The organism is Pseudomonas sp. F(2018) (assembly GCF_005508865.1).
Classification (GTDB): domain Bacteria; phylum Pseudomonadota; class Gammaproteobacteria; order Pseudomonadales; family Pseudomonadaceae; genus Aquipseudomonas.
In genome coordinates this window covers 1-21,155 of the sequence record NZ_SCOM01000003.1, presented here as the reverse complement: position 1 = coordinate 21,155, position 21,155 = coordinate 1, and the positions used below count along the sequence as shown (strand labels likewise).

Here is a 21,155-nt window from a genome sequence, read left to right as displayed (position 1 = left end):
AGAAGGGCCCCCCGGCATGCGGGTCTCGCTGCGCTCGACTTCCCTCGCTCCGGCACTGCTCCGGGGGCCGTCACGAAGGGACATCCCTGTCCCATCGTGACTCGCTCGGCGTCCTGCCTCGCGTCCCCCTACGCAGTGCCTACGCTCGGCCTCCTGACGGGGAGTCGGCGTGCCTGATACTTCGTAGGGCGGGTGAAACCCGCGGGTTGTCTGTGGGAGCGAGCTCTGCTCGCGAAAGGGCGCGCACAAGACGGCTCCCTCACCCCAACCCTCTCCCAGAGGGAGAGGGGGCTGGTCATGCGAGCTTGGATGCCCCCGAGTAATTACCGGTTGCGTGAGAAAGGTTGGGCCAGGATACGGGGTCCCCTCAGCAGGCCGAGTGGAATCCCTGCGTAAGGGGTTGAGCGGCATGGATGCCGCGAGAGGCGCGATGGGCCATGGATGGCCCTTCGCGGCGTGCCCCTGGAGCAGGGATGGAAGGAGGGAAGTCGAGCGCAGCGAGACCCGGATGTGGGGCGCGCTTTCTCTTTGGTTACTTTCTCTTTGCGCGCGCAAAGAGAAAGTGACTCGCCCGGCGGGGCGAAACAGAGCCTTCAACAGGCGTAGGAAACCAGCCGGGCACAAAGCATTCACGCAATAGCCCTCTCCACGGCTTCCACAAACACCTTCGGCGATGCCAACAGCATCTCGCGGGTAGCGATCTCCACTGCCACCTGCACACTGCTGCCACGCGTCATGCGCTCACCCGTCGCCACGTCGGTGATCAGGTAGTTGATCTTCAGCCGGTTCTCCCACTCCACCAGATCGGCGCGCACGCGGATGCGTTGGCCGAACTGGGCGCCGCGGATATAACGCACCTGCAGGTCGATGATCGGCCAGGCATAGCCCGCATCACGCATCTGCCGGTAGTTGTGCCCCAGCTTGTCGAGCAGGGCGCAGCGCGCCTCCTCGAAGTACTTCACGTAGTGGCCGTGCCAGACCACTTCCATCATGTCGACATCGAAGAACGGAACGTTCAGTTCGATATCCGCCTGCAGCACGCCTTCCTTACGCATTGGCGGCTCCTTGGTCGACAGGACGCACGGCGTCCATCAGGACCGGCTTACGCATACAGCCCCCAGTGGCGGCTGCGGATGCGTGCCAGGCACAGGCGCAGTTCGCCTTCCAGGGCGCGATCCTCGATCACTGGCGGGAAGTCCGTGGCCAGCTGCTCGCGCATGGAGGCCAGCGGCGCGGGGATGTCGGTCTTGCCGGCGCGTTCGCGCAGCCACACGCCCTGGTTGGCGGCCAGCAGGGTGGCGGCGGCGACCTGTTCGGTCAGCTCCAGGCTGCGCAGGGCGTCGCGCGCGGCGATGGTGCCCATGCTCACCTTGTCCTGGTTGTGGCATTCGGTGGAGCGCGAGAACACGCTGGCCGGCATGGTGTTTTTCAGCGCCTCGGCGGTCCAGGCGCTGGTGCCGATCTGCACGGCCTTGAAGCCGTGGTTGATCATCGCCGTCTCGGCCGGGGCGCCGGACAAGTTACTCGGCAGGCCGTGGTTGTAGCGGGTGTCGACCAGCAGGGCGAGCTGGCGGTCGAGCAGGTCGGCGACGTTGCCGACCAGGTTCTTCAGGCTGTCCATGGCGAAGGCGATGTGCCCGCCGTAGAAGTGGCCGCCGTGCAGGGTGCGCTCGGTCTCGGCATCGAACAGCGGGTTGTCGTTGGCGCTGTTCAGTTCGATCTCGATGAACTGGCGCAGCAGGCCCAGGCTGTCGGCCAGTACACCGAGCACGTGCGGCGCGCAGCGCAGCGAGTAGCGGTCCTGCAGGCGGTGCAGCGGCGGCAGCGGCTCGGCCACGGCCAGATCCTGGCGCAGCCAGGCGGCGACCTGGGTCTGGCCCGGGTGCGGCTTGGCGGCGAACAGGCGCTCGTCGAAGTGTTCCGGGTTGCCTTCCAGCGCCACCACGTTGAGCGCGGTGATGCGCGTGGCCAGTTGCAGCAGGTAGTCGGCGCGCGAATAGGCCAGGCAGGCCAGGGCGGTCATCACCGCCGTGCCGTTCATCAGCGCCAGCGCTTCTTTCGGACGCAGGGTCAGCGGTGTCCAGCCGAGTTCCTTGTGCACTTCGGCAGCGCTGCGGCGCTCGCCCTTGTACATCACCTCGCGCTCACCGCTGAGGGTGGCGGCCACATAGGACAGCGGGGTCAGGTCGCCGCTGGCGCCGACCGAGCCCTCTTCCGGGATCAGCGGCAGCACATCGTGTTCGAGGAACGCCTGGATGCGCTCCAGCAGCTCAACGCGTACCCCGGAAACGCCGTGGCACAGTGACTGCAGGCGCGCGGCCAGCACGGCGCGGGTGCTGGCCTCGTCGAGCAGCTTGCCCAGGCCGCAGCCGTGGAAGGTGAACAGGTGCTTGGGCAGCGCCTCGACCTGGTGCAGCGGCACGGCCACCACGCAGGAGTCGCCGTAGCCGGTGGTCACGCCGTAGATCACCCCTTCCTTGTCCAGCAGGGTGTCGAGGAAGCGTGCGCCCTTGGCGATCTTCTCGCGGTAGGCGGCATCGTTCTGCAACTGGGCACGGGCGCCGCGCTGGGACAGGGCGACCACCTGCTCGATGGTCAGCTGCTGTTCGCCGAAGGTCACGTGGTCAAGCGGATAGGTCGTCATGCTCGTTCCAGAACGGGTAGAAGTTGAACCATTGCTGCGGAGCGTTCAGGCAGCGTTCGCCAAGACGCTCGGCATAGCGTTGTACCCAGCCGCGGATCACCTCGTCGCGCTCGCGGCGCGTCCATTGCACACGCTCGGCGAAGGGTTCGAGGATCACCTGGTAGCGGCCGTCGATCTTCAGGCAGCTCATCAGATTCAGTGGGCAGCCCAGCAGCCCGGCCAGCAGCCAGGGGCCCTGGGGGAAGGCGGCGGGTTTGCCGAGGAAGTCCACCGTGACATTGCGTCCGCCATGCAGCGGCACGCGGTCGCCAGCAATCGCCAGCCACTCGCCGCGCTCCAGGCGCTCGGACAATTGCAGCATGATCGCCGGGTCCAGTTCGCTGACCTGGATCAGGCGCAGGTGGCTGGCACCGGCCTCGCCGAGCAGGCGATTGAACTGCTCGGCGTGCTTGGTGTGCACCAGCACGTTCATCTGCACCTTCTCGCCCAGCTCGGCCAGGGCGCGGCACACCTCGAGGTTGCCCAGGTGGGCGCCCACCAGCATCTGTCCGCGCGGCTCGCGGTGCAGCTGTTCGCGCAGGCCGTGGGGGTCGACCAGGGTGATCTGCTCCAGGCCGAGGCGACCGTTCCACACATCGAGCTTGTCCAGCAGGGTGTCGGCGAAGGCCATGAACTGGGCGAACACCGAGCCGAAGCGCGGTGCCAGCTCGGCGCGGCCGCTCCAGGCGGCCAGGTTGTGCTGGTACTGGCGAATGCTGCGCCGGGCCTGGCGGCCGAAGACGAAGAAGTACAGGACGATGGCATACAGCAGCGGCGTCAGCGCGCGGCGGCCAAGCAGGCGCACGGCGCCGGCAGTGAATTTCATCAGCAGGAAACTGCCGCGCTCGCGCTGGCCGGCCCAGTGTTCGGCCTTCTGCGTGCTCATCCGCGCCACCTGCGCCAGAGGATGAGCGGCGCGCGCAGCAACATGCCGAAGAACAGCTTGGCGTGCATCTTCGAGATCAGCGCGTTGTCGTGAAAAAGCCGGAAGTGCGACAGGCCATCGAGCGGGTAGTGCACCTTGGTCGGCAGCCACTGCATCGGCTGGTTGCGCCAGGCCAGGCGCACCAGGATTTCCGGGTCGAAGTCCATACGCTTGCCCAGGTTGCTGGCGTCGAGCAGCGCCACCGTGGCCGGCAGCGGGTAGACGCGGAAGCCGCACATGGCATCGCGGATCGACAGCGACAGGCTGTTGATCCATACCCACACGTGGGTCAGGTAGCGCGCGTACAGGCGGCCCTTGGGCACGCTGGCGTCGTACTGCGGGTAGCCGCAGACCAGCGCCTGCGGATGCTCGCGGGAGGTGCCGAGGAAGGTGGCGATATCGGCCAGGTCGTGCTGGCCATCGGCGTCCACCTGCAGGGCGTGGGAGAAGCCCAGGCGCTGCGCCTCGCGCAGGCCGGCCATGACCGCGCCGCCCTTGCCCTGGTTGATGGGCAGACGCACCAGGTAGGTGTTGTCCTGTTTCGCCAGCTCGTCCATCACCGCCGCGCAGGCCGCGCTGGAGGCATCGTCGACCAGCACACAGGGCAGGCCGGCCTCGTGCAGCGCGGCGACCACCACGGGCAGGGCGTGCTCGTGGTTGTACACCGGAATCACCGCACATGGCTTATGCACTGGCGGCTCCCAGCAGGATGCGGCCGGACGAGCACGGCGCCTCGCCATTGCGGTAGGCGAAGTACAGCTTGCCGCGTTCGGCGTCGAAACGCAGGGTCAGCTGGATGCGGTCGCCGGGGCGCACCAGCTGCTGGAACTTGAGTACTTCCATGCCGCAGAAGCACGGCGGCAGTTCTTCGATCAGGCCGCGCGCCAGCTGCTGGGCCCAGTCGATCTGTACCACGCCGGGCAGTACCGGGGTCTGCGGGAAGTGGCCGGTGAAATGGGCCAGGTCCGGCGGTACGTCCAGCTCCAGCTGCCATTCGCCGTCGACCAGCTCGGCCTTGCGCGGCTCGACGCGGGTCGGCCGTGGTGCGGCGACCAACTCGTCGACAGTTGCCTGGGCCAGCTTGCCCTGGCTGCTGTAGGGCAGCTCCAGCAGCAGGCGCCAGCGCCGCGGCAGGGCGATGGCCTCACAGTGGCCGGCCAGGTGCTTGCGCAGGGTTTCGGTAACGGTCTTGCGGCCCTGGTTGCGCAGGGAGTGCAGGCCCGCCGGGCTCAGCGCCAGCAGGGCGCCGAGGAAGGCGCGGCCTTCCTGGATCACGCCGAGGCGGGCGTCGGCGACCCATTCGTGCTGGCTCAGGGCCTGCTCCAGCATGGGCAGGGAGATACGTTTTTCTTCCAGCTTGACGATGCGGTCCAGGCGCCCGCGCAGGGCGAAGCGGCCATCGGCCTGCAGCTCGGCGGCATCCGCGCTTTGTTCGACGTGCCCGGCCGGCAGGTAGGGCGAGGCGATGCGCAGGGCGCCCTCGTCGTTCAGGGCCAGTTCGACGCCGGGGAACGGCTGCCACAGCTCGCCGCCCTGGCGCCAGGCAATGCCGCCGGTCTCGGAGCTGCCATAGATTTCGGTGGGCTGTTGGCCGAGCTGGGCGCCCAGCTCGACGGAGACGTCCGCCGGCAGCGCGCCGCCGGAGGAGAACACCCGGCGCACCGCGCCCAGGGCATTCCAGTCGAGGTTGCCGCCCATGCGTTTGAGCAGCGCCGGGCTGGCCACCCAGGCGAAGGCCGGTTGGCCCAGGCTCTCGCGCTGCAGGTCTTCGGGGAAGGGCAGGGCGCGGCGCCAGAACGGGCGGCCGGCGCACAGCGGCCAGAGCACGCGGAACAGCAGGCCATAGATATGCTGGGCGGTGACGCTGCCGAGGATGGTCGCGCCGGCCAGGTCCTTGCCCCACAGCTGTTCCAGGGCATCGACTTCGTTGGCCAGTTGGCGCAGGGACTTGTCGATCAGCTTGGGCTCGCCGCTGGAGCCGGAGGTGCACAGGGTCAGGCGGCAGGCGTCGAGATCGAGGGCGGCGGCGGACAGGGCTTCGCCATCCAGGCCATCGAGATTGTCCAGCCACAGATCGGTTTGCTCGGCGAGGCGCTGGCGGCTCTGCGCCTGGGCATCGGCCGGCAGCAGCACGGCAACGCCGGCGCGCCAGGCGCCGAGCAGGGCAATGGCCAGGTCGCCGGCATCTTCCAGGTACAGAGCCACGCGCTGCACGCCGCGCGCCTGCAGGGCGCCGGCCAGGCGCAGGGCTCGGACCTGCAGCTGGGCGTGGTCGAGTGCCGGCTCCAGCGCCACGGTGCGGCCGGCCAGGGGTTGCAGCAGCTGCTCGGCGAGTCCCAGCCAGCTCATCCATCTCTCCTTACCCGCTGGCGGATCAACCACTCAGCGGCAAACAGCAGGCCCATCAGGGCATAGGCGATCAGCCCGGTGTACAGCATCCACCAGCTCAGCGGCGCCCACAGGGTCAGGGCGCTGATCAGCAGGGCGTTGGCCAGGAAGAAGCCGGCCCAGACCAGCGTGACCTTGCGCGTGTAGCGCACTGCGTGTTCCGGCAGTTCCGGCTCGCGCAGGCGCGCCAGGCGCTCCACCACGGGCGGACCGAACTTCAGCGACAGGCCGAACAGCACCAGCAGCATCAGGTTCAGCAGCACCGGGTACCAGCGCAGCAGCGCCGGCTCGCCGGCCAGGCCGAGCAGGGCGCAGAAGGCCAGGGCGGCGCCGGCCATCCAGCGGCCGCCGGGCTTGTTGCGCTGGGTCAGGGCGCGCGCCAGCCACAGGCCGCCGAGCAGGGCGGCGAACAGGCGTGGCGACAGGTGCTCCATGCCGTAATACACGGCGAACGGGTAGAGCAGGCCGGCCACCACCAGCAGCAGGCCGAACAGACGCGCCATGGATTAGCCGGCGGCCGCTTCGGCGTTGACCACCTGGTACACGGCCTCGACCACGTCGCCGACGGTGCGCACGGCCTTGAATTCCTCGGCGGCGATCTTCTTGCCGGTCTGGCGCTTGATGTGGTCGATCAGGTCGACGGCATCGATGCTGTCGATCTCCAGGTCCTGGTACAGGTTGGCCTCGAGGGTGACACGCTCGGCGTCCAGCTCGAACAGCTCGACCAGCGCGGCCTGCAGGGTGGCGAAAATTTCATCACGGCTTTGCATCGCTAACGTCCTCAGGCGGCCTGTTTCGCGGCGACGAAAGCCGCCAGGCTGGCCACGTTGGCGAAGTGCTGGCGGGTGTCCTTGGCTTCGGCGTCGATCTTGATGCCGAAACGCTTCTGGATGGCCAGGCCCAGCTCCAGGGCGTCCACCGAATCCAGGCCCAGGCCTTCGCCGAACAGGGTCAGGTCGGCGGCGATGTCTTCGGCGGCCATGTCTTCCAGGCCCAGGGCCTCGATGATCAGGTGCTTAATCTCGGTTTGCAGATCGCTCATCTGTTGCGAGCTCCTTCATGAAGTGTTGATGCAGATGGTCGTTGAGCTTGCGCGAGGCAATCGGCAGTGGCGCCTGCTCGGTGAATTGCCGCGGGTCGATATCCTCCCCGACCCGCAAGCGGAAATGGAAACGGCGCGACGGAATGCTGTACCAGGGCTCGGCCTTGGTCAGGGTGGTGGGCGTCACGCTGATCACCACCGGGGTGACGATGCGGGCGCCGCGCACCGCGATGGCGGCCGCGCCACGGTGGAATTCCGGTACCTGCCCCGGCGTGGTGCGGGTGCCTTCGGGGAATACGATCAGGGTCTGGCCTTCCTGCAGGGCGCCGGCGGCCTCGTCGAGCATGTCCATGCTGCCGCTGTTGCTGATGAAGCCGGCGGCGCGGATCGGCCCGCGCATGCAGGGGTTGTCCCACAGGCTCTGCTTGACCACGCAGTTGGCGTCGCGGATGAAGGCGATCAGCACCACCACGTCGATCAGCGAGGGGTGGTTGGCGATCACCATCTGCCCCGGGCGGCCCAGGCGCTCGGCGCCTTCCACTTCGTAGGTCAGCACGCCGGTGCGGAACATGAACTGGACGAACCAGTAGAAGGTGCGGCTGACCACGGCGCGGGCACGGGTGCGGCGGGCCAGGGCGTCGCCCGGCAGCAGGGCGAGAAGCGGGAACACGACGATGCGCAGCAGCACGCCGCCGATGCCGAACAGCGAAAAGCTCAGCGCGGTGGCGATCAGGCGCCACCAGTAGGGCGCGGAGTAGAGGCTCAGGCCCTGCTGCGAGACCAGTTCCATTGCCGGCGCTTCCAGTGATGTTGCAGGGAATCCGCATCGCCCGAGAGGGCGCGGACCAGTTCCAGGGCGTGCGGCCAGGCGGCGCGCGGGCCGGAGCCCTCGGCGAGCTGCAGCTGCCACTCCGTGCCCGGGCGCAGCAGCAGGGCCACGGCGTAGGGGAAGGGCACGTCGTCGATATAGGGGCGGTACAGCTCGGGCGGGGTCTCCTCGGCGACGATCAGCAGCACCCCGGGTGCGCCTTCGCCGAGCAGGGTGGCGGCCTCCAGCATTGCCTGCTCCAGGCCGTCGCCTTCGGCGGCCAGGGCGGTCATCTCGCTGGTGTCGCCACGCTGGATCGACCACAGGCCGATGATCGCGTTGTGCACCGAGAGGCTGAACTGGGTGGGCGAGAGCGGCTCGTCGTGGGCCAGGTCGCTGAGAATGGCCAGGGTGCGCGGGGTTTCGCCGTGGCGCGAGACGAAAACCAGGGGCATGGGGCCGTGCGCTTCGGCCAGCGGCCAGGCGACGTGGAAGGCCATGCGGGCCAGACGACTCAGGCGCCGGCGCTGCAGGGCCGGGAGAAAGCCGACATCGGGCTGTTCGCCGCCGTCCTGCGGGGCGAAGGGGGCCTGGTGCCAGGCGTGCCAGTCGGCTGCGCTGTCCAGGCCAGGAGCCCAGGCACGCCAATGTTCGATCCTGAAGTTTGTCACGCTGAGAGCTCTTCTCGGCCCCTTCCGAGGGCGTCCTTGTCTACTGCGATCCCGCCCGCGGGAAGGGTGGCCGGGAATATGGCGAGGTGCTTGCATTATCCAGACGGTGCGCGGCCTGCGCAAATTTTGGAACGTTCGGCCAGACCAGAGGTCAGGCGCTGCCGCGCTTACTCCTCGCCCTGGCCACGGGGTTTGCATAGAATCCCCAACCATCTGCGATCAGGGAGGTGTCACATGCGGCGCGTGGTGTTCAATCAGAAGGGCGGAGTGGGCAAGTCCAGCATTGCCTGCAACCTGGCGGCAGTGAGTGCGGCCGAAGGCTACCGCACGCTGCTCATCGACCTGGATGCCCAGGCCAACTCGACCCATTACCTCACCGGCCTGACCGGCGATGACATCCCCATGGGCATCGCCGAGTTCTTCAAGCAGACCCTCTCGGCCACTTCCTTCAAGAAGGGCAAGGTCGATATCTACGAGACACCTTTCGATAACCTCCACGTGGTCACCGCCACCGCCGAACTGGCCGAGCTGCAGCCCAAGCTGGAGCAGAAACACAAGATCAACAAGCTGCGCAAACTGCTGGAAGACCTGGCCGAGGACTACGACCGTATCTACCTGGATACCCCGCCGGCGCTAAACTTCTACACCGTTTCCGCACTGATCGCCGCCGATCGCGTGCTGATCCCCTTCGATTGCGACAGTTTCTCGCGTAATGCCCTGTATGGCCTGCTGCAGGAGATCGAGGAACTTAAGGAAGACCACAACGAGGACCTGGAAGTCGAGGGCATCGTGGTCAACCAGTTCCAGCCGCGTGCGACCCTGCCGCAGCAGCTGCTCGACGAGCTGGTCGCGGAAGGGCTGCCGGTGCTGCCGGTGAACCTGATGAGTTCGGTGAAGATGCGCGAGTCGCACCAGGTCTGCACCCCGCTGATCCACCTGGATCGCGGCCACAAGCTGACCCAGCAGTTCGTCGAGCTGCATAGCCTGCTGGAAAGCTGATTACTCAGCGGTAATGAAAAAGGCGCCCTCGGGCGCCTTTTTCGTGTTCGTCGTAGCGCTAGCGGACCACAAAGACGTCGCAGGGTGCCTTGTGCAGGTAATGCTGGGCCAGGCTGCCGAGCAGGGCCTGGGACAGCGCGCTGCGGCCATGGCTGCCGAGCACCAGCAGCTGCGGCTGACGGGCGTTCAGGGATTCCTGCAGGGTGCGCGGCAGGGTGCCGGGTTGCACCTCGTGACTGAGGGTGGGCGCCTGTTCCGGCAGGCGCAGCGACTCGTCCTGGATCAGCTGATCGACCAGGGCGCGCTGGGTGAGCAGCTGGGCGTCGGCGTGGGCGTTGTTCTTCTGGCCCTCGAACACGTGCAGGGCGTGGATGCTGGCCTCGCTCGGCAGCAGCAGGCAGGCCTGGTGCAGTGCGGTGCAGGCGCACAGGGAGAAGTCGATGGCGGCCACTGCGCTGCGGTAGGGCGTGTCCTCGTCGCGGGCGGCGAGCAGCAGCGGCACCGGGCAGCGGCGGGCGATGCGGTCCAGGGTGGTGCCGGAGAAGAACTCGTGGCGCTGATGGTGGGCGCCGAGCACCAGCAGGTCGGCGCCCGTCTGTTGCACCTGCTCCAGCACGCCCTCGGCGGGCTTGCCCTGGCTTAGGCGCAACTGGCTGCCGGGCGGGGCGAATTCGGTAAGGCTGCGGTCGAGGCTCTGCTCGATGCGTTCGCGCTCTGTCTGGCTGAGCTTGGGGTCGAACACGTGCAGCAGGGTGAGCTTGGCGTTGTGTTGGCGGGCCAACTGGGCGGCGCGCCTCAGCGCGAGATCGGCGGTGCTGCGCAGGTCGTGCGCGATAAGGACGTGTCCTGTCATCTCGTTCCCCTTGGACGCCCCGTCCATGCGTGGCGTCGGTGAAAACCTCTGCGGGTTCTTAGAATCAGCTTTCTAAATAGACCTGCTTTGGCTCGGGGACAAGTCCCGCACGTCAGTGTTTGCGCAATTGATACAGAGCGCTCGTTTCGGCCACCACTTGGCCATCAGCATCCTTGAGTTGCAGCGCCAGACGGTACTCGGCCTTGCCCTCGCGCTCGGCCTCGTTCTGGATGCGCTCGATCTCCTCGGCGTCCAGGCGCGCCTCCACCGAGATATCGCTGGTCGCCGGGCGGCGGAAGCGCAGGTTCATCTCCTTGATCAGCGGGTAGAAACGCTGCACGTCGAAGCTGGTGAGGAACAGGGCGCCGCCGGGGATCTCGGCCAGGGTGAACAGGGCGCCGGCGTAGAGCGTGCCGATATGGTTCTGGTTGCCGGCCAGCGGCATGCGCAGGCGCACGTAGCAGGGAAGCAGCTCCTCGGCCTTGAGGTCGCTGCGTTTGACGAAATCGATCTTCTCTTCGGTGAACACGCGGGCCATCTCGGCGGGTAGCGGCATGTCGGGCTCCTTGCAGTGAAGCCCCGAGACTAGCCGCTGGCGCCTGCCAGGCAATGACCGCGGCGCTCGCCGCGGCTGACCGATCCGCTCAGGCGATGCCCTGGCTGCGCAGCCAGCCGAGCAGCTGTGGCAGCGGCAGGGCGCCGGCCTGGCGCGCGACTTCGACGCCGCCGCGGAACAGGATCAGGCTGGGGATGGAGCGGATGCCGAGCTTGCCGGCCAGTTGCTGATTGGCCTCGCTGTCCAGCTTGCCCAGGCGGCAGCGCCCGTGCAGCTGCGCGGCGGCCTGCTGGAAGGTCGGCGCGAAGGCCTTGCACGGCCCGCACCAGTCGGCCCAGACATCCACCAGCAGCGGCAGGTCGCCCTTGAGCTGAGCGGCGAAGCTGGCCTGGTTCAGTTCGAAGGGTTTGTCCGGCAGCACGGCACTCTTGCAGCGCCCGCAGATCGGCGCATCGCCCAGGCGTTCGCCGGGGATGCGGTTAAGGCCGTTGCAGTTGGGGCAGGGGATCAGCAGGGGTTGGGTCATGGCGGGGCTCCTGTATGCCACCAAGGTGGTGGCATACAGGCGGTAAAACAAGGGCGGGCTTTACTGCGCGGCGGCATCCAGCGCCTGGGCCAGATCGGCGCGGATATCGTCGAAGTGCTCGATGCCGATCGACAGGCGCACCATGTCGCGTGGCACGCCGGCCCTCTCCAGCTCCTCGTCGTTGAGCTGGCGGTGGGTGGTGGAGGCCGGGTGGCAGGCCAGCGACTTGGCATCGCCGATATTGACCAGGCGCACCACCAGCTTGAGTGCGTCGATAAAGCGCGCGCCGGCCGCCTGGCCACCCTGGATGCCGAACGAGAGGATCGCCGCCGGCTTGCCGCCGGTGTAGCGCACGGCCAGCTCGTGCTCGGGATGGTCGGCCAGGCCGGCGTATTTCACCCAGGCCACCTGCGGGTGGTTCTGCAGGTAGTGGGCGACCTTCAGCGCATTCTCGCAGTGGCGCTCCATGCGCAGGGCCAGGGTCTCCAGGCCTTGCAGGATGAGGAAGGCATTGAACGGCGACAGCGCCGCACCGGTGTTGCGCAGCGGCACCACACGGCAGCGGCCGATAAAGGCGGCGGGGCCGAAGGCTTCGGTGTAGGTCACGCCGTGGTAGGACGGGTCCGGGGTGTTGAGCAGCGGGAAGCGCGCCTTGTGGTCCGCCCAGGGGAACTTGCCCGAGTCGACCACGATGCCGCCGATGCTGGTGCCGTGGCCCCCGATGTACTTGGTCAGCGAGTGCACGACGATGTCGGCGCCATGCTCGAACGGGCGGCAGAGGATTGGCGTGGCCACCGTGTTGTCGACGATCAGCGGCACGCCGTGACGGTGCGCGGCGTCGGCCAGGGCCTGCAGGTCGACGATGTTGCCGGCCGGGTTGCCGATGGATTCGCAGAACACCGCCTTGGTCCTTTCGTCGATCAGCGCCTCCAGGGCGGCGATGTCGTCGTGGGCGGCGAAGCGGGTCTGGATGCCGAAGCGTGGCAGGGTATGGGCCAGCAGGTTGTAGGTGCCGCCGTACAGCTTGGCCACCGAGACGATGTTGTCGCCGGCCTCGGCCACGGTCTGGATCGCGTAGGTGATGGCGGCCATGCCCGAGGCCACGGCCAGCGCGCCGACGCCGCCTTCCAGGGCTGCCACGCGCTCTTCGAGCACGGCGTTGGTCGGGTTCATGATGCGCGTGTAGATGTTGCCGGGGACCTTCAGGTCGAACAGGTCGGCGCCGTGCTGGGTGTCGTCGAAGGCGTAGGAGCTGGTCTGGTAGATCGGCACCGCCACCGCCTTGGTGGTCGGATCGGGGCTGTAGCCGGCGTGGATGGCCAGGGTTTCCAGTTTCATGCAGTGCGTTCCTTCGGCTGTTTGGAAGGCCCGCAGCATGGGGAAAACGCCGAGGCCCGGTCAATGCGCTAGGTCAATGATCCGGGCCTCGTGGCTAGAACGTTTTGATCGATGCTTAGATCGCGATTACACCAGCGACTTGTAGATGTTGAAGGCACTGATCAGGGTGATCAGGCAGCCGACGATGGTCATCAGCGTGCGCGCCGGAATCTTCTTGCACAGGAAGGCGGCGAATGGCGCGGCGAACAGGCCGCCGAACACCAGGCCGGCGACCATCAGCCAGGTATCCAGCTCGCCGGCCAGGAGGATAAAGGAGGCGGCGCTGGACAGGGTCAGGAAGAACTCGGCGAAGTTCACCGAGCCGATGGTGGTGCGCGGGTCGCTGCCCGAGCCGATCAGGCTGCTGGTGACCACCGGGCCCCAGCCGCCACCACCGGCGGCGTCGACGAAGCCGCCGAACAGGGCCAGCTTGGCCACATGCTTGGGCGCCTTGCGCTGGGCCACGTGGCGGTAGGCCTTGTACAGGATGTATAGGCCCATCAGCAGCAGGTAGGCGGAGATGAAGGGCTTCATCACGGCGCCGTCGAACTGGGTGATCAGTACCGCGCCGAGCACCGCGCCGATGATGCCCGGCAGCAGCAGGCGCAGGAACAGCGACTTGTTGACGTTGCCCAGCTTCACATGGGAGATGCCCGACAGGCCGGTGGTGAACACCTCGGCGATGTGCACGCTGGCGCTGGCTGCGGCCGGCGAGGCGCCGGCGCTGAGCAGGAAGGTGGTGGCGGTGATGCCGTAGGCCATGCCCAGTGCCCCATCCACCACCTGGGCGAGGAAGCCGACGGCGACAGCACTCCAGAAGGTCGGGCTGCTCAGGGCGTTTTCGATGATCTCCAGGCCGCTGTGGCCGCCGTTGTCGCCGAAGAACAGGCGCCAGGCCAGGAAGAGCAGCAGGCTCGCCAGGATCAGCACCGCCGCCCACATGGCGGCACGCAGCACCGGATGGTTGTCCGGGTGGGCGACGTAATCTTCTACGGGCGGCAGGCCGAGCGCTTCATGCTCGGCATTGAGCGGGCTCTGGCTGAGGTCGAGATCGCGGATTTTCATTGCAACGACTGCCTGACAGTGGGTGGTAGAACAGGCTGGAATAAGCAGGCCGCGAAGATAATGGGCTTTGCTTAGAGAGTCTAAGAATGTTTCTGTAGGTTTATATTCTTTTTTGTTTTGTGTTTCTGCCGAAGCCGCGCTGTTGCCCAGGCGCCACGGCCTGGCCTAGGCTTGGCCACCTTTCTCGCAGGGATGCTGCATGACGACCTCCAGCGAACGCCCCGACAATACCACCCTGGTGCTACTGGCTTCCCTCTATTGCGCCCAGGGCCTGCCGTCCGGGCTGGTGGCTCATTCGCTGCCGGTGCTGCTGCGCCAGCACGGTGTCGACCTGGGGCTGATCGGCCTGCTCAAGCTGCTGGCGCTGCCCTGGCTGCTCAAGGTGCTGTGGGCGCCGTGGATCGACCGCATCGGCTCGCGCCGCCTCGGTCATCACCGTGGCTGGATCCTGCCGCTGCAGGGCACGGTAATCCTCTGTCTGGCGGGGCTCGCGCTGATCGCTCCGCAGGCGCTGTTCGGTAGCGCGTTCTGGCTGCTGCTGGGCCTGCTGCTGATCATCAACCTGAGCGCCGCCACCCAAGACGTGGCCACCGACGGCCTGGCCGTGCGCCTGTTGCCGGAGCGCTGGCGCGGGCTGGGCAACAGCCTGCAGGTGGGCGGCTACAAGGTCGGCATGTTGGCCAGCGGCAGCGGTTTGTTGCTGTTGATCGACCCGCTGGGCTGGAATCTCTCCATCGGCCTCCTGGCGGGTGCCTTGCTGCTGCTGACCCTGCCGATCTGGCTGTTCCCCGAGCGTCGCCTGCTGCCGCAACACAGCGAGCAGGCCGAGCCTGCCGGCCCCGGCCTGCTCTGGCGCCATTACAAGGGGCTGCTGGCCCAGCCGGGCATGCTCGCCTGGCTGGCGGTGGTGCTGACCTTCAAACTCGGCGACGCCCTTGGCTCGCCGATGATCAAGCCGATGCTGGTGGATCAGGGCTGGGACACCACCGACCTGGGCCAACTGACCCTGATCAGCAGCCTGGCCGGCATCGGCGGCGCGTTGCTAGGCGGCCTGCTCTACGCCCGCCTCGGCGCCCTGCGCTCGCTGCTGACCTTCGGCGCCCTGCAGGCGCTCGGCATCGCCGGCATGGCTCTGCTGGTCGGCCGGGGCGGTGACGCCGTACTGGTCTATGCGGTGTCGCTGTTCGAACAGGCCGCCGACGGCATGTCCACCGTCGCCCTGTTCGCCGTGATGATGCGCATGTGCCGCCCCGAGCACGAAGGCGCCGACTTCACGCTGCAGGCCAGCGCGCAGGTGCTGCTTGCAGGGGTGATAGGAGCGTGCAGTGGGGTGCTGGCTAAATGGCTGGGATATCAGGTGCTGTTCATCATGGCTGCAGCTTTAGGTACGCTCGTGTTGCTGCTGCTGCCTTGGTTCTTTTCTCGGCATGGCGCGGGGCCGCAACAAGCTGCTAGCGCAGGGCAGGCTTGAAGGTCGCTCAAGTCTGATAAGACACCGAGATATGGGCACTATGGTTTTGCCGGGCTTACTTGCCTGAGGCCGGCATTTTTTCCGAGCAGCTAAGCCTCAAGAGGGAGTTGTTCCTTCAACTTGGCCTTGAAGTAGTCCTGCAAGCTTTGCCCTTTTGCCAGAGCTTTACGCACCTCGGCACTTTGCTGCTGCAGTGCATCGCTTGGGCGCGCGTGCTGTTCAGTAGGCAAGTTTTGCGACCAGTCTAGGACTTCTTTGGGAAGCATGGCTTTGGGGCGGCGGTTGACCCAGGTCGACAGATGGCAGGGCAACGTCCAGCCGCTGAAGAACTGAATGCCTAAAAAGCCAAAGAGGTAGCGAATAAAGGAGTGCTCATCGCGATACACCTGCCGGCACAGATGAAAGTAAGCGACAGTGCCTTCCTCATATTCTTCAGGCTGGGCAGGCAAGGTCGAAGGTCCTTCTTCCATGTAGGTGCGAATTGCCTCCCACTCACTGATGGCAAGGCCGAGGCTGGCGCTGGGAATGGTGACCCAGAATACGTCTCCTGTGCCGCTGTCACGCAGCCCTATCAGCAAGGCGAAGCTGGGGGTGACGGCATACTGGGTGATGGTCTGGCCTGCGGTTACGCAGGCGATTACTTCTTCCCATGGCACATAGCGGGGAGCCTCGCCTTTGCGCGGCACGAATGCCACTTCGCGGCGCTGGCGATTGAAACGCACTGGAGGGCGTGCGCTGACCTGATGTATCGCCCGCACCATGTGGTAACCAGCCACCACCACCAGCAAACCGATGAAGCCCCACATGAACGGGTTTGTGAATCCGTCCAGCCAACTTGGCAGGAAGGGCTCCTGGTGCCGGCGCAACCATGCGCCAAAGCCAGATACACACAGCAGGAAGATGGTCATCGCCACCACCGAGCCGATCGAGGCTCTGGTGCCGAACTCGATTGTTGCCTTGCCGGCGGCGAAGTCCAAGAAGACTTCACTGGCTTCGCGGTGCAAGTGCTGTGCACTGATCGCCGGCATCCCCGTGGGTATCGGTTTGGGCGACAAATAGAACACCTCAGTACCGGCTTCCTGCTCGAAATCTCCGGCTTGAGGAAGGCGTTCGTACTTGTTGTCAGGCATGCATATGCTCCGTTTTTATTTCGACCCAGCTCAAAGGCGTGCGTGTGGGTTTTATTGCAGAGGCGCCTTCGATGGGCTTGTTCATAGCAACGACTTCCAGCGGGACTCGATAATACAGATAGCCGTCGCTGGCCTTGAGTGGCTGCGTGGCCAACTCCGGTTGAACGGCCAGTCGCAACATGAGCAAGGATTGCGAGCCGCACCAGTCGGCTGGTATCTCCAGTTGCAGCGTTAGAGGATTGCTACTGGCGATCTGAATATTGTCACGCAGTACCTGGCCAACATCCTCTGGCGGGCGGGATATCTGCGCATGCCATTCTGCAGTCATGCGTAGCGGCTGTCTGTTCAGGCTGTCCGGGCTGATGCCCGGGAGGCTCAGCAAGAGAGTCCTCGTATGTTCGCCGTCCTTCTCGCGCTGTGCGATCCCTTTGTCCGCAATGACTGGCTTCAGGTTCGCTTCGGCTAGTTGTTGGGCATGGGTCGGCCAGTCCCAACCTTTGTCTTCTCGGCCCCAGCAGCAGCCGAGCATCCAGCGTTGCTGATCATCAAGGTTGAAATAGTTGTAAAGCGCCTCGCCACCGAGCTGCAAGGCGGTGAAGGCCAGAGCCCAAGGGTTGAGTCGAGCGGAGAAGCTCAGGAAGCGTGCACCACGGGTGGCCCAGCCTGCGCTAAGGGCAACGGTCCTCTGGCCTGGAGCGGCTCTGGACATGTCCATGAACACTCCCCAAAGCTCCTTGTAGGCTTTGGCGGTGATTGCGGCGTTTGCTGTGGTGCTGCCGATATCACCGGTAATGGCCAGCAATGCACCGGCCTTCTCACCTGCGGTGCCTACTCGGAAAGCGTCGGTCCACTTGCCCCAGTTGTCGAGGGTCGTACCGACTGCGCCCAGCAGTGCCGCTGGTGAGATCAGTACGCCTAGCCCCAGACCCAGCTTGCCCAACTTGGCTGCGAAGAGCATGCCACCTTTGCCGCTGGTACTGGCGACTGTGGCCATCAGCGCCTTGTCGATTAGCGCTATATGCGCAGCTTGATAGACCGACAGTGCTGCAGAGCTGACCGCGGCAAATGCACCGTAGAAAATAATCTGCTCTTTGATGGAGGGTGATCCGGAGATATTGCGCCAGTTTTCCAGCGCCTCACCCAGGTTTCGTGCCTGCAAGTAAACAGCCAATAGCGGAAGCAGGCTGCTCTTGAAGGCGGCGGGGCGGGAACCGGCGGTGCCGTAGCCGCCGAGCACGCCGGAGCGTAGCTTGCGAATTTCCTCCTCCAGCATGCCTTGCTGTGCGGCGTCGAGCTTCAGGCGTGCTCCGATGAACCCCGCGGGTAGTGTGCTGGTAGGCGTGAGGCTTTCCTGGAGCTGGTTGCCGAGCAGCGCGCGCTGTTTGCGCAGGGTCGACAGCTGTTGATTGAGCTGTTGCTTCAGGGCCTTTGCTGCCTGTCGTTGGGGCTCGCTCAAGCTGCGTCGCTTACTTTGCGATTTAGCCTTGTCCCGCTCCTTGACCAGGCGATCCTCGTTCTGAATAAAGTCTGTGAACCTGGCGATGTTGCTGCGAAATTGCTGAACGTCCTGCTCGGTCGCCACTGCCAGCGTGGCACCCTCTTGCTGCAGAGCCATCAGGCTGCCTAAGCGCTGTGCGCGATTGGTCTGGCTTGCCAGTTTGTCCAAGTGCTGACGGATTGCCGGACCTTCGAGCTGCTGCTGCAGGTCTGCCAGCCACTTTTCCAGGCGTAAGGCGATGGCCGGTGAGTAGGCTGCATTGACGGCATGGCTGGCGTTTGTGGCGGCTGGGCTCATATTCAGGCCATTGGCCCAATACCTCCCCAGGAGCCCCTCTACCTCGCTCAGGCGGCTCTTGGCATCCTCTAGCCCCCCTTTCAGGTTGCGCAGATCGTCGAGCCACTTGGTCAAGTCACCCGACTTCTTCATCAAGAACGCCTGGTCCAGGCGGCTCGCGAATGCAGGCATTACGTAGTACGGATACTTATGGAAGTATTCACTGACCGATTTGAGGCTCTCTTCAGTGCGGCAGAGGTCACGCACGCAGTTCTGCTCTGTCACCAGGGCGGCCATCAGCTGGTCAGGCTGTTGCGCGTCGAAGTACCACGCGCTGCGGTGAAACTCCCCTTTGGTGAAGATGCTTACACGGTCGTCGGTGATGCGATTCAGACGATCGACCCAGCGCTTCAGCTGAATGCGCTCGCTCTCCAGGTACTTGCCCATTTCCTCATGGCGTACAAGATCATGGATGCCTCGGGCTCCTAGTCCCTTGCCCTCTAGTGAGGCGCTGCTCTGATCCTCCAGTTTCTCGATGTCGTCTTCGAGTTCGTCGTACAGATCCTCGCCAAGCGCTTCGACCATGGCTTTCTTCTTGGCATCCATGGCCTGTCTGGCGGCCAGCGTGCGGGGATCAGGCCCTACGGCGCGCGTATAGTAGCCGTTAACCTTCTGCGCTACGGGGGGCCTGCGCCGCTCCCACAGCCACTTATTCCGCGCATTGATGTATTCGTAGATCTTTTCGCGCTGCGCTGGCGTGGTTTTTTCGTACAGCTTGTCGGCGCCCGCCTGGCGCCCGCTGCTGTCGTTCACCACCATCAGGGTTTCGATGTAGCTCCCTATGACGTATTTCAGTTCCTTGCGCTGTTCTGTCGCCCACTTATCGATCCAGCCAACCACTTGGTCCTGTTCCTCGGCGAGATCGCGCATCACCCCGATGCTGTCCTTCAGGACCAGATACAGGTGGTTGTGTTCGTAGTCGCCGATAAGTGTCTTCTTCACTTCCCCCATCTGGGTCTTATGGAACAGCGGCTGATGTTCCCAGCTGTAATCTTTGCCTTCTTCCGCTGCGGCGCCGGGCAGGGGAGCGGAGCTGGCAGGTTTTTCCGAAACTTCGACAAGCCACTTTTCCGCTTGCTTGGCCGTCAGCAGGTGCGTACCACCTTTCTCGCAGTCGGCTTTGGCGAGATCAACGATCTGCATGAAGCAGTCACGCTCCTCGCGGCTTCTCAGCATCTGCGAGCATTTGAAAGCGGTCCACTGCACCTCGGAATAGCTGACATGCAGGGTGGTTCCGCGCGGAAAGACCAGGCGAGGTTCGGCAGCATTGCCCTGGCGCTTGTCCTGAGCTGCTTCCTTGCCTTTCCAGAGAAACTTCGTGACCTGTCCCTTTTCGACACGATACTCATGCAGATAGCCGGTACTGTTATCGATAACGTATAGCCATCCGTCACGCATTAGACGCATGCCCAGTGGGCGAGACTTCAGCCGATAAGGCACGGTTATTTCTGCCGACGGATCCAGACGCTCTACCAGTCCATAGCGCAGTGGCAACAGTTGCACCTTGTTCTTCATCAGCGGGCAGGCGCCGCTTGTGGCCTTGGCGTCGCTGCTGCTCTTGGGCGCCAAGTTGGGATTCTTGCTGCTGCTGCGTGGTGGTTGCTGGGCAGTCATATGGGATTCCTTTCCATGGACTCGGCGCGCTCCCTGGCTAGCTCGGCAGCTTGCTCGATACGCTGTTCGGGCGATGCTGCGGAGGGCGTATTCAGCAAGGCAGCTATGTCAGCGTGCCGCTCCAGGGCATGCTCGCCGAGAAAGCCAAAAATGTTGGCGTATAGGGTGATGGCTCGCTCGCTGTTGAAACCGCGCGCATAGGCATTCGAGGCAAGCCCGTGTAAATGTTGCCAGCGCTCCGGGCCCTGCAGCTGGGGCTGGTAGTTGGGGAAAAACTCCTGCATATGGGCATCTAGCTGGATAACGCAGCTGCGCAGGCTGACCTCTCCCAGCAGTTCAAGCTGATCCTCGGAGAGTTGATAGGGTTTCTCCCGCGAGATTCTGGTGGCGGTGGCTGGGCGGGAATACTGGCACCAGGCATGTTTCGTGCGGTCGATCAGGGCAATTTGCTCGAATGGTCCGAACAGAGTGGCGTCGCCGATCTGCATGGCATGTTCGAGCAATGCTCCGGCTACCGCCGGGTCTGCCAGGCGAAGGAGCATTTCTTCGCCCAGTGGATGTCTGATGCAGCTCAGCCAGCGCAAGTGCATCAGCTGATCTTCCCGGTCGGCCTTGCTGAACAGCAGATAGCCCCATTCCTCATCCGCATGCCGCAGATGCTGAGCGAGAGTCGGATCACCAGGGCCGTTCAGGCGAACCAGGCACGGAGATACATCGCTCAGGTCGGACCAGCGGGTACCTGCATACAGCGGTTCGAAGTCAGGCTCGGGGCTCCACTCATAGAGTCGGCGCGGTAGTTCTTCCACACTAATGCCATCGAGCAGCAGGCTCGCCTGGGAATCCCATGGCAGTCCGGCCGGCAGCTCGAAATGCGGGCGATCATTGTTCCGCATCCGCTGCCTCCCGCTTGGCCGCTTCGCAGATGGCGCATAGCGGTTTCTTCTGCATCAGCGCCTGGCGCTGAGCCTGGATTAATAGTTCTCCTGCTTTATCACTGTCGGCAGCTGCCACCTTGCCCGGCAGGATGGGTGCCGCGCCGGTGCCGTTGCCCGGCCCGCCGCCCGAGTTGATCTTGATCTGCGGGCCGACCAGGGTGACGCCGCTGGCGTCCAGTTTGAGCCAGCTGCCGGCGGCCTTGAAGGTCAGTTCGGCGCCGGCTTCGAGGATGACCTTGAGACCGCTGGAGAGGTGGATCTCGTTGCCCGCCTCGACG

At 65.1% G+C, this 21,155-nt stretch carries 20 protein-coding genes and 1 pseudogene; 2 read left to right on the top strand and 19 right to left on the bottom strand.

Annotated elements, in window-relative coordinates; genetic code table 11:
- Window positions 1-629: 629 nt before the first annotated feature.
- From FFS62_RS14020 to FFS62_RS13975, 10 genes are read right to left on the bottom strand one after another with little or no spacing between them, the layout of a single operon-like run.
- The gene (locus tag FFS62_RS14020) at window positions 630-1,055 is read right to left on the bottom strand and encodes a thioesterase family protein (protein WP_137973453.1); all 426 of its coding nucleotides are present in this window, start codon (window positions 1,053-1,055) and stop codon (window positions 630-632) included.
- A 47-nt stretch (window positions 1,056-1,102) separates the two neighbouring features.
- Complete coding sequence (hutH, locus tag FFS62_RS14015) at window positions 1,103-2,644, bottom strand: histidine ammonia-lyase (RefSeq protein ID WP_137973452.1); 1,542 nt, start codon at window positions 2,642-2,644, stop codon at window positions 1,103-1,105.
- Window positions 2,625-3,569 carry a glycosyl transferase gene (locus FFS62_RS14010; RefSeq protein ID WP_137973451.1) on the bottom strand — a complete coding sequence of 315 codons (945 nt, stop codon included), beginning with the start codon at window positions 3,567-3,569 and terminating at the stop codon, window positions 2,625-2,627. Before FFS62_RS14010 ends, hutH begins: the two co-directional genes overlap by 20 nt.
- Window positions 3,566-4,300: a glycosyltransferase family 2 protein gene (locus FFS62_RS14005; RefSeq protein ID WP_137973450.1), complete on the bottom strand. Its 735-nt coding sequence runs from the start codon at window positions 4,298-4,300 to the stop codon at window positions 3,566-3,568. Before FFS62_RS14005 ends, FFS62_RS14010 begins: the two co-directional genes overlap by 4 nt.
- On the bottom strand, window positions 4,293-5,957 hold the full coding sequence (locus FFS62_RS14000) for an AMP-binding protein (RefSeq protein WP_137973449.1): 1,665 nt from the start codon (window positions 5,955-5,957) through the stop codon (window positions 4,293-4,295). Before FFS62_RS14000 ends, FFS62_RS14005 begins: the two co-directional genes overlap by 8 nt.
- Window positions 5,954-6,499 (bottom strand): hypothetical protein, encoded by a 546-nt coding sequence (locus FFS62_RS13995; protein ID WP_137973448.1) that lies wholly within the window; start codon window positions 6,497-6,499, stop codon window positions 5,954-5,956. Before FFS62_RS13995 ends, FFS62_RS14000 begins: the two co-directional genes overlap by 4 nt.
- A gap of 3 nt (window positions 6,500-6,502) precedes the next feature.
- Window positions 6,503-6,766 (bottom strand): acyl carrier protein, encoded by a 264-nt coding sequence (locus tag FFS62_RS13990; RefSeq protein WP_137973447.1) that lies wholly within the window; start codon window positions 6,764-6,766, stop codon window positions 6,503-6,505.
- A gap of 11 nt (window positions 6,767-6,777) precedes the next feature.
- On the bottom strand, window positions 6,778-7,038 hold the full coding sequence (locus tag FFS62_RS13985; protein ID WP_021698802.1) for a phosphopantetheine-binding protein: 261 nt from the start codon (window positions 7,036-7,038) through the stop codon (window positions 6,778-6,780).
- Window positions 7,013-7,828: a 1-acyl-sn-glycerol-3-phosphate acyltransferase gene (locus FFS62_RS13980; RefSeq protein ID WP_171016343.1), complete on the bottom strand. Its 816-nt coding sequence runs from the start codon at window positions 7,826-7,828 to the stop codon at window positions 7,013-7,015. Before FFS62_RS13980 ends, FFS62_RS13985 begins: the two co-directional genes overlap by 26 nt.
- Window positions 7,801-8,517 (bottom strand): beta-ketoacyl synthase chain length factor, encoded by a 717-nt coding sequence (locus FFS62_RS13975; protein WP_256662228.1) that lies wholly within the window; start codon window positions 8,515-8,517, stop codon window positions 7,801-7,803. Before FFS62_RS13975 ends, FFS62_RS13980 begins: the two co-directional genes overlap by 28 nt.
- A 234-nt stretch (window positions 8,518-8,751) precedes the next feature.
- On the opposite strand from FFS62_RS13975, the gene FFS62_RS13970 reads away from it, so the two are divergent.
- Window positions 8,752-9,516 carry a ParA family protein gene (locus FFS62_RS13970; protein ID WP_137973445.1) on the top strand — a complete coding sequence of 255 codons (765 nt, stop codon included), beginning with the start codon at window positions 8,752-8,754 and terminating at the stop codon, window positions 9,514-9,516.
- 58 nt (window positions 9,517-9,574) lie between these two features.
- On the opposite strand, the gene FFS62_RS13965 is transcribed toward FFS62_RS13970, so the two are convergent.
- The 5 genes from FFS62_RS13965 to FFS62_RS13945 form a co-directional block, all read right to left on the bottom strand.
- Window positions 9,575-10,369, bottom strand: coding sequence for a universal stress protein (locus FFS62_RS13965; protein ID WP_137973444.1), 795 nt, complete (start codon window positions 10,367-10,369; stop codon window positions 9,575-9,577).
- A 112-nt stretch (window positions 10,370-10,481) separates the two neighbouring features.
- Window positions 10,482-10,925, bottom strand: coding sequence for a YiiD C-terminal domain-containing protein (locus FFS62_RS13960; protein ID WP_137973443.1), 444 nt, complete (start codon window positions 10,923-10,925; stop codon window positions 10,482-10,484).
- A gap of 88 nt (window positions 10,926-11,013) precedes the next feature.
- Window positions 11,014-11,451, bottom strand: a complete 438-nt coding sequence (gene trxC, locus FFS62_RS13955; protein WP_137973442.1) for a thioredoxin TrxC — start codon at window positions 11,449-11,451, stop codon at window positions 11,014-11,016.
- Between the two features lie 60 nt (window positions 11,452-11,511).
- A complete protein-coding gene (locus tag FFS62_RS13950; RefSeq protein ID WP_137973441.1) occupies window positions 11,512-12,789 on the bottom strand; it encodes a bifunctional O-acetylhomoserine aminocarboxypropyltransferase/cysteine synthase in 1,278 nt (425 codons plus the stop codon).
- Between the two features lie 126 nt (window positions 12,790-12,915).
- On the bottom strand, window positions 12,916-13,893 hold the full coding sequence (locus tag FFS62_RS13945; RefSeq protein ID WP_137973440.1) for a sulfite exporter TauE/SafE family protein: 978 nt from the start codon (window positions 13,891-13,893) through the stop codon (window positions 12,916-12,918).
- Between the two features lie 199 nt (window positions 13,894-14,092).
- Here FFS62_RS13945 and FFS62_RS13940 point away from each other — a divergent pair, with 199 nt between their 5' ends.
- A complete protein-coding gene (locus FFS62_RS13940; protein ID WP_137973439.1) occupies window positions 14,093-15,364 on the top strand; it encodes an MFS transporter in 1,272 nt (423 codons plus the stop codon).
- Window positions 15,365-15,453: 89 nt separating this feature from the next.
- Here FFS62_RS13940 and FFS62_RS23445 read toward each other — a convergent pair whose 3' ends face one another.
- The 4 genes and pseudogenes from FFS62_RS23445 to FFS62_RS13920 all read right to left on the bottom strand — a co-directional run.
- Window positions 15,454-16,494: a DUF6708 domain-containing protein gene (locus FFS62_RS23445; protein ID WP_256662226.1), complete on the bottom strand. Its 1,041-nt coding sequence runs from the start codon at window positions 16,492-16,494 to the stop codon at window positions 15,454-15,456.
- Window positions 16,487-19,942 carry a toxin VasX gene (locus tag FFS62_RS13930; protein WP_178084355.1) on the bottom strand — a complete coding sequence of 1,152 codons (3,456 nt, stop codon included), beginning with the start codon at window positions 19,940-19,942 and terminating at the stop codon, window positions 16,487-16,489. The genes FFS62_RS23445 and FFS62_RS13930 overlap by 8 nt, the downstream gene beginning before the upstream one ends.
- Window positions 19,939-20,835 (bottom strand): DUF4123 domain-containing protein, encoded by an 897-nt coding sequence (locus FFS62_RS13925; RefSeq protein ID WP_137973438.1) that lies wholly within the window; start codon window positions 20,833-20,835, stop codon window positions 19,939-19,941. The genes FFS62_RS13930 and FFS62_RS13925 overlap by 4 nt, the downstream gene beginning before the upstream one ends.
- Window positions 20,822-21,155 (bottom strand): annotated as a pseudogene (locus FFS62_RS13920) (type VI secretion system tip protein VgrG); the annotation flags it as partial. The gene FFS62_RS13925 and the pseudogene FFS62_RS13920, both read right to left, overlap by 14 nt.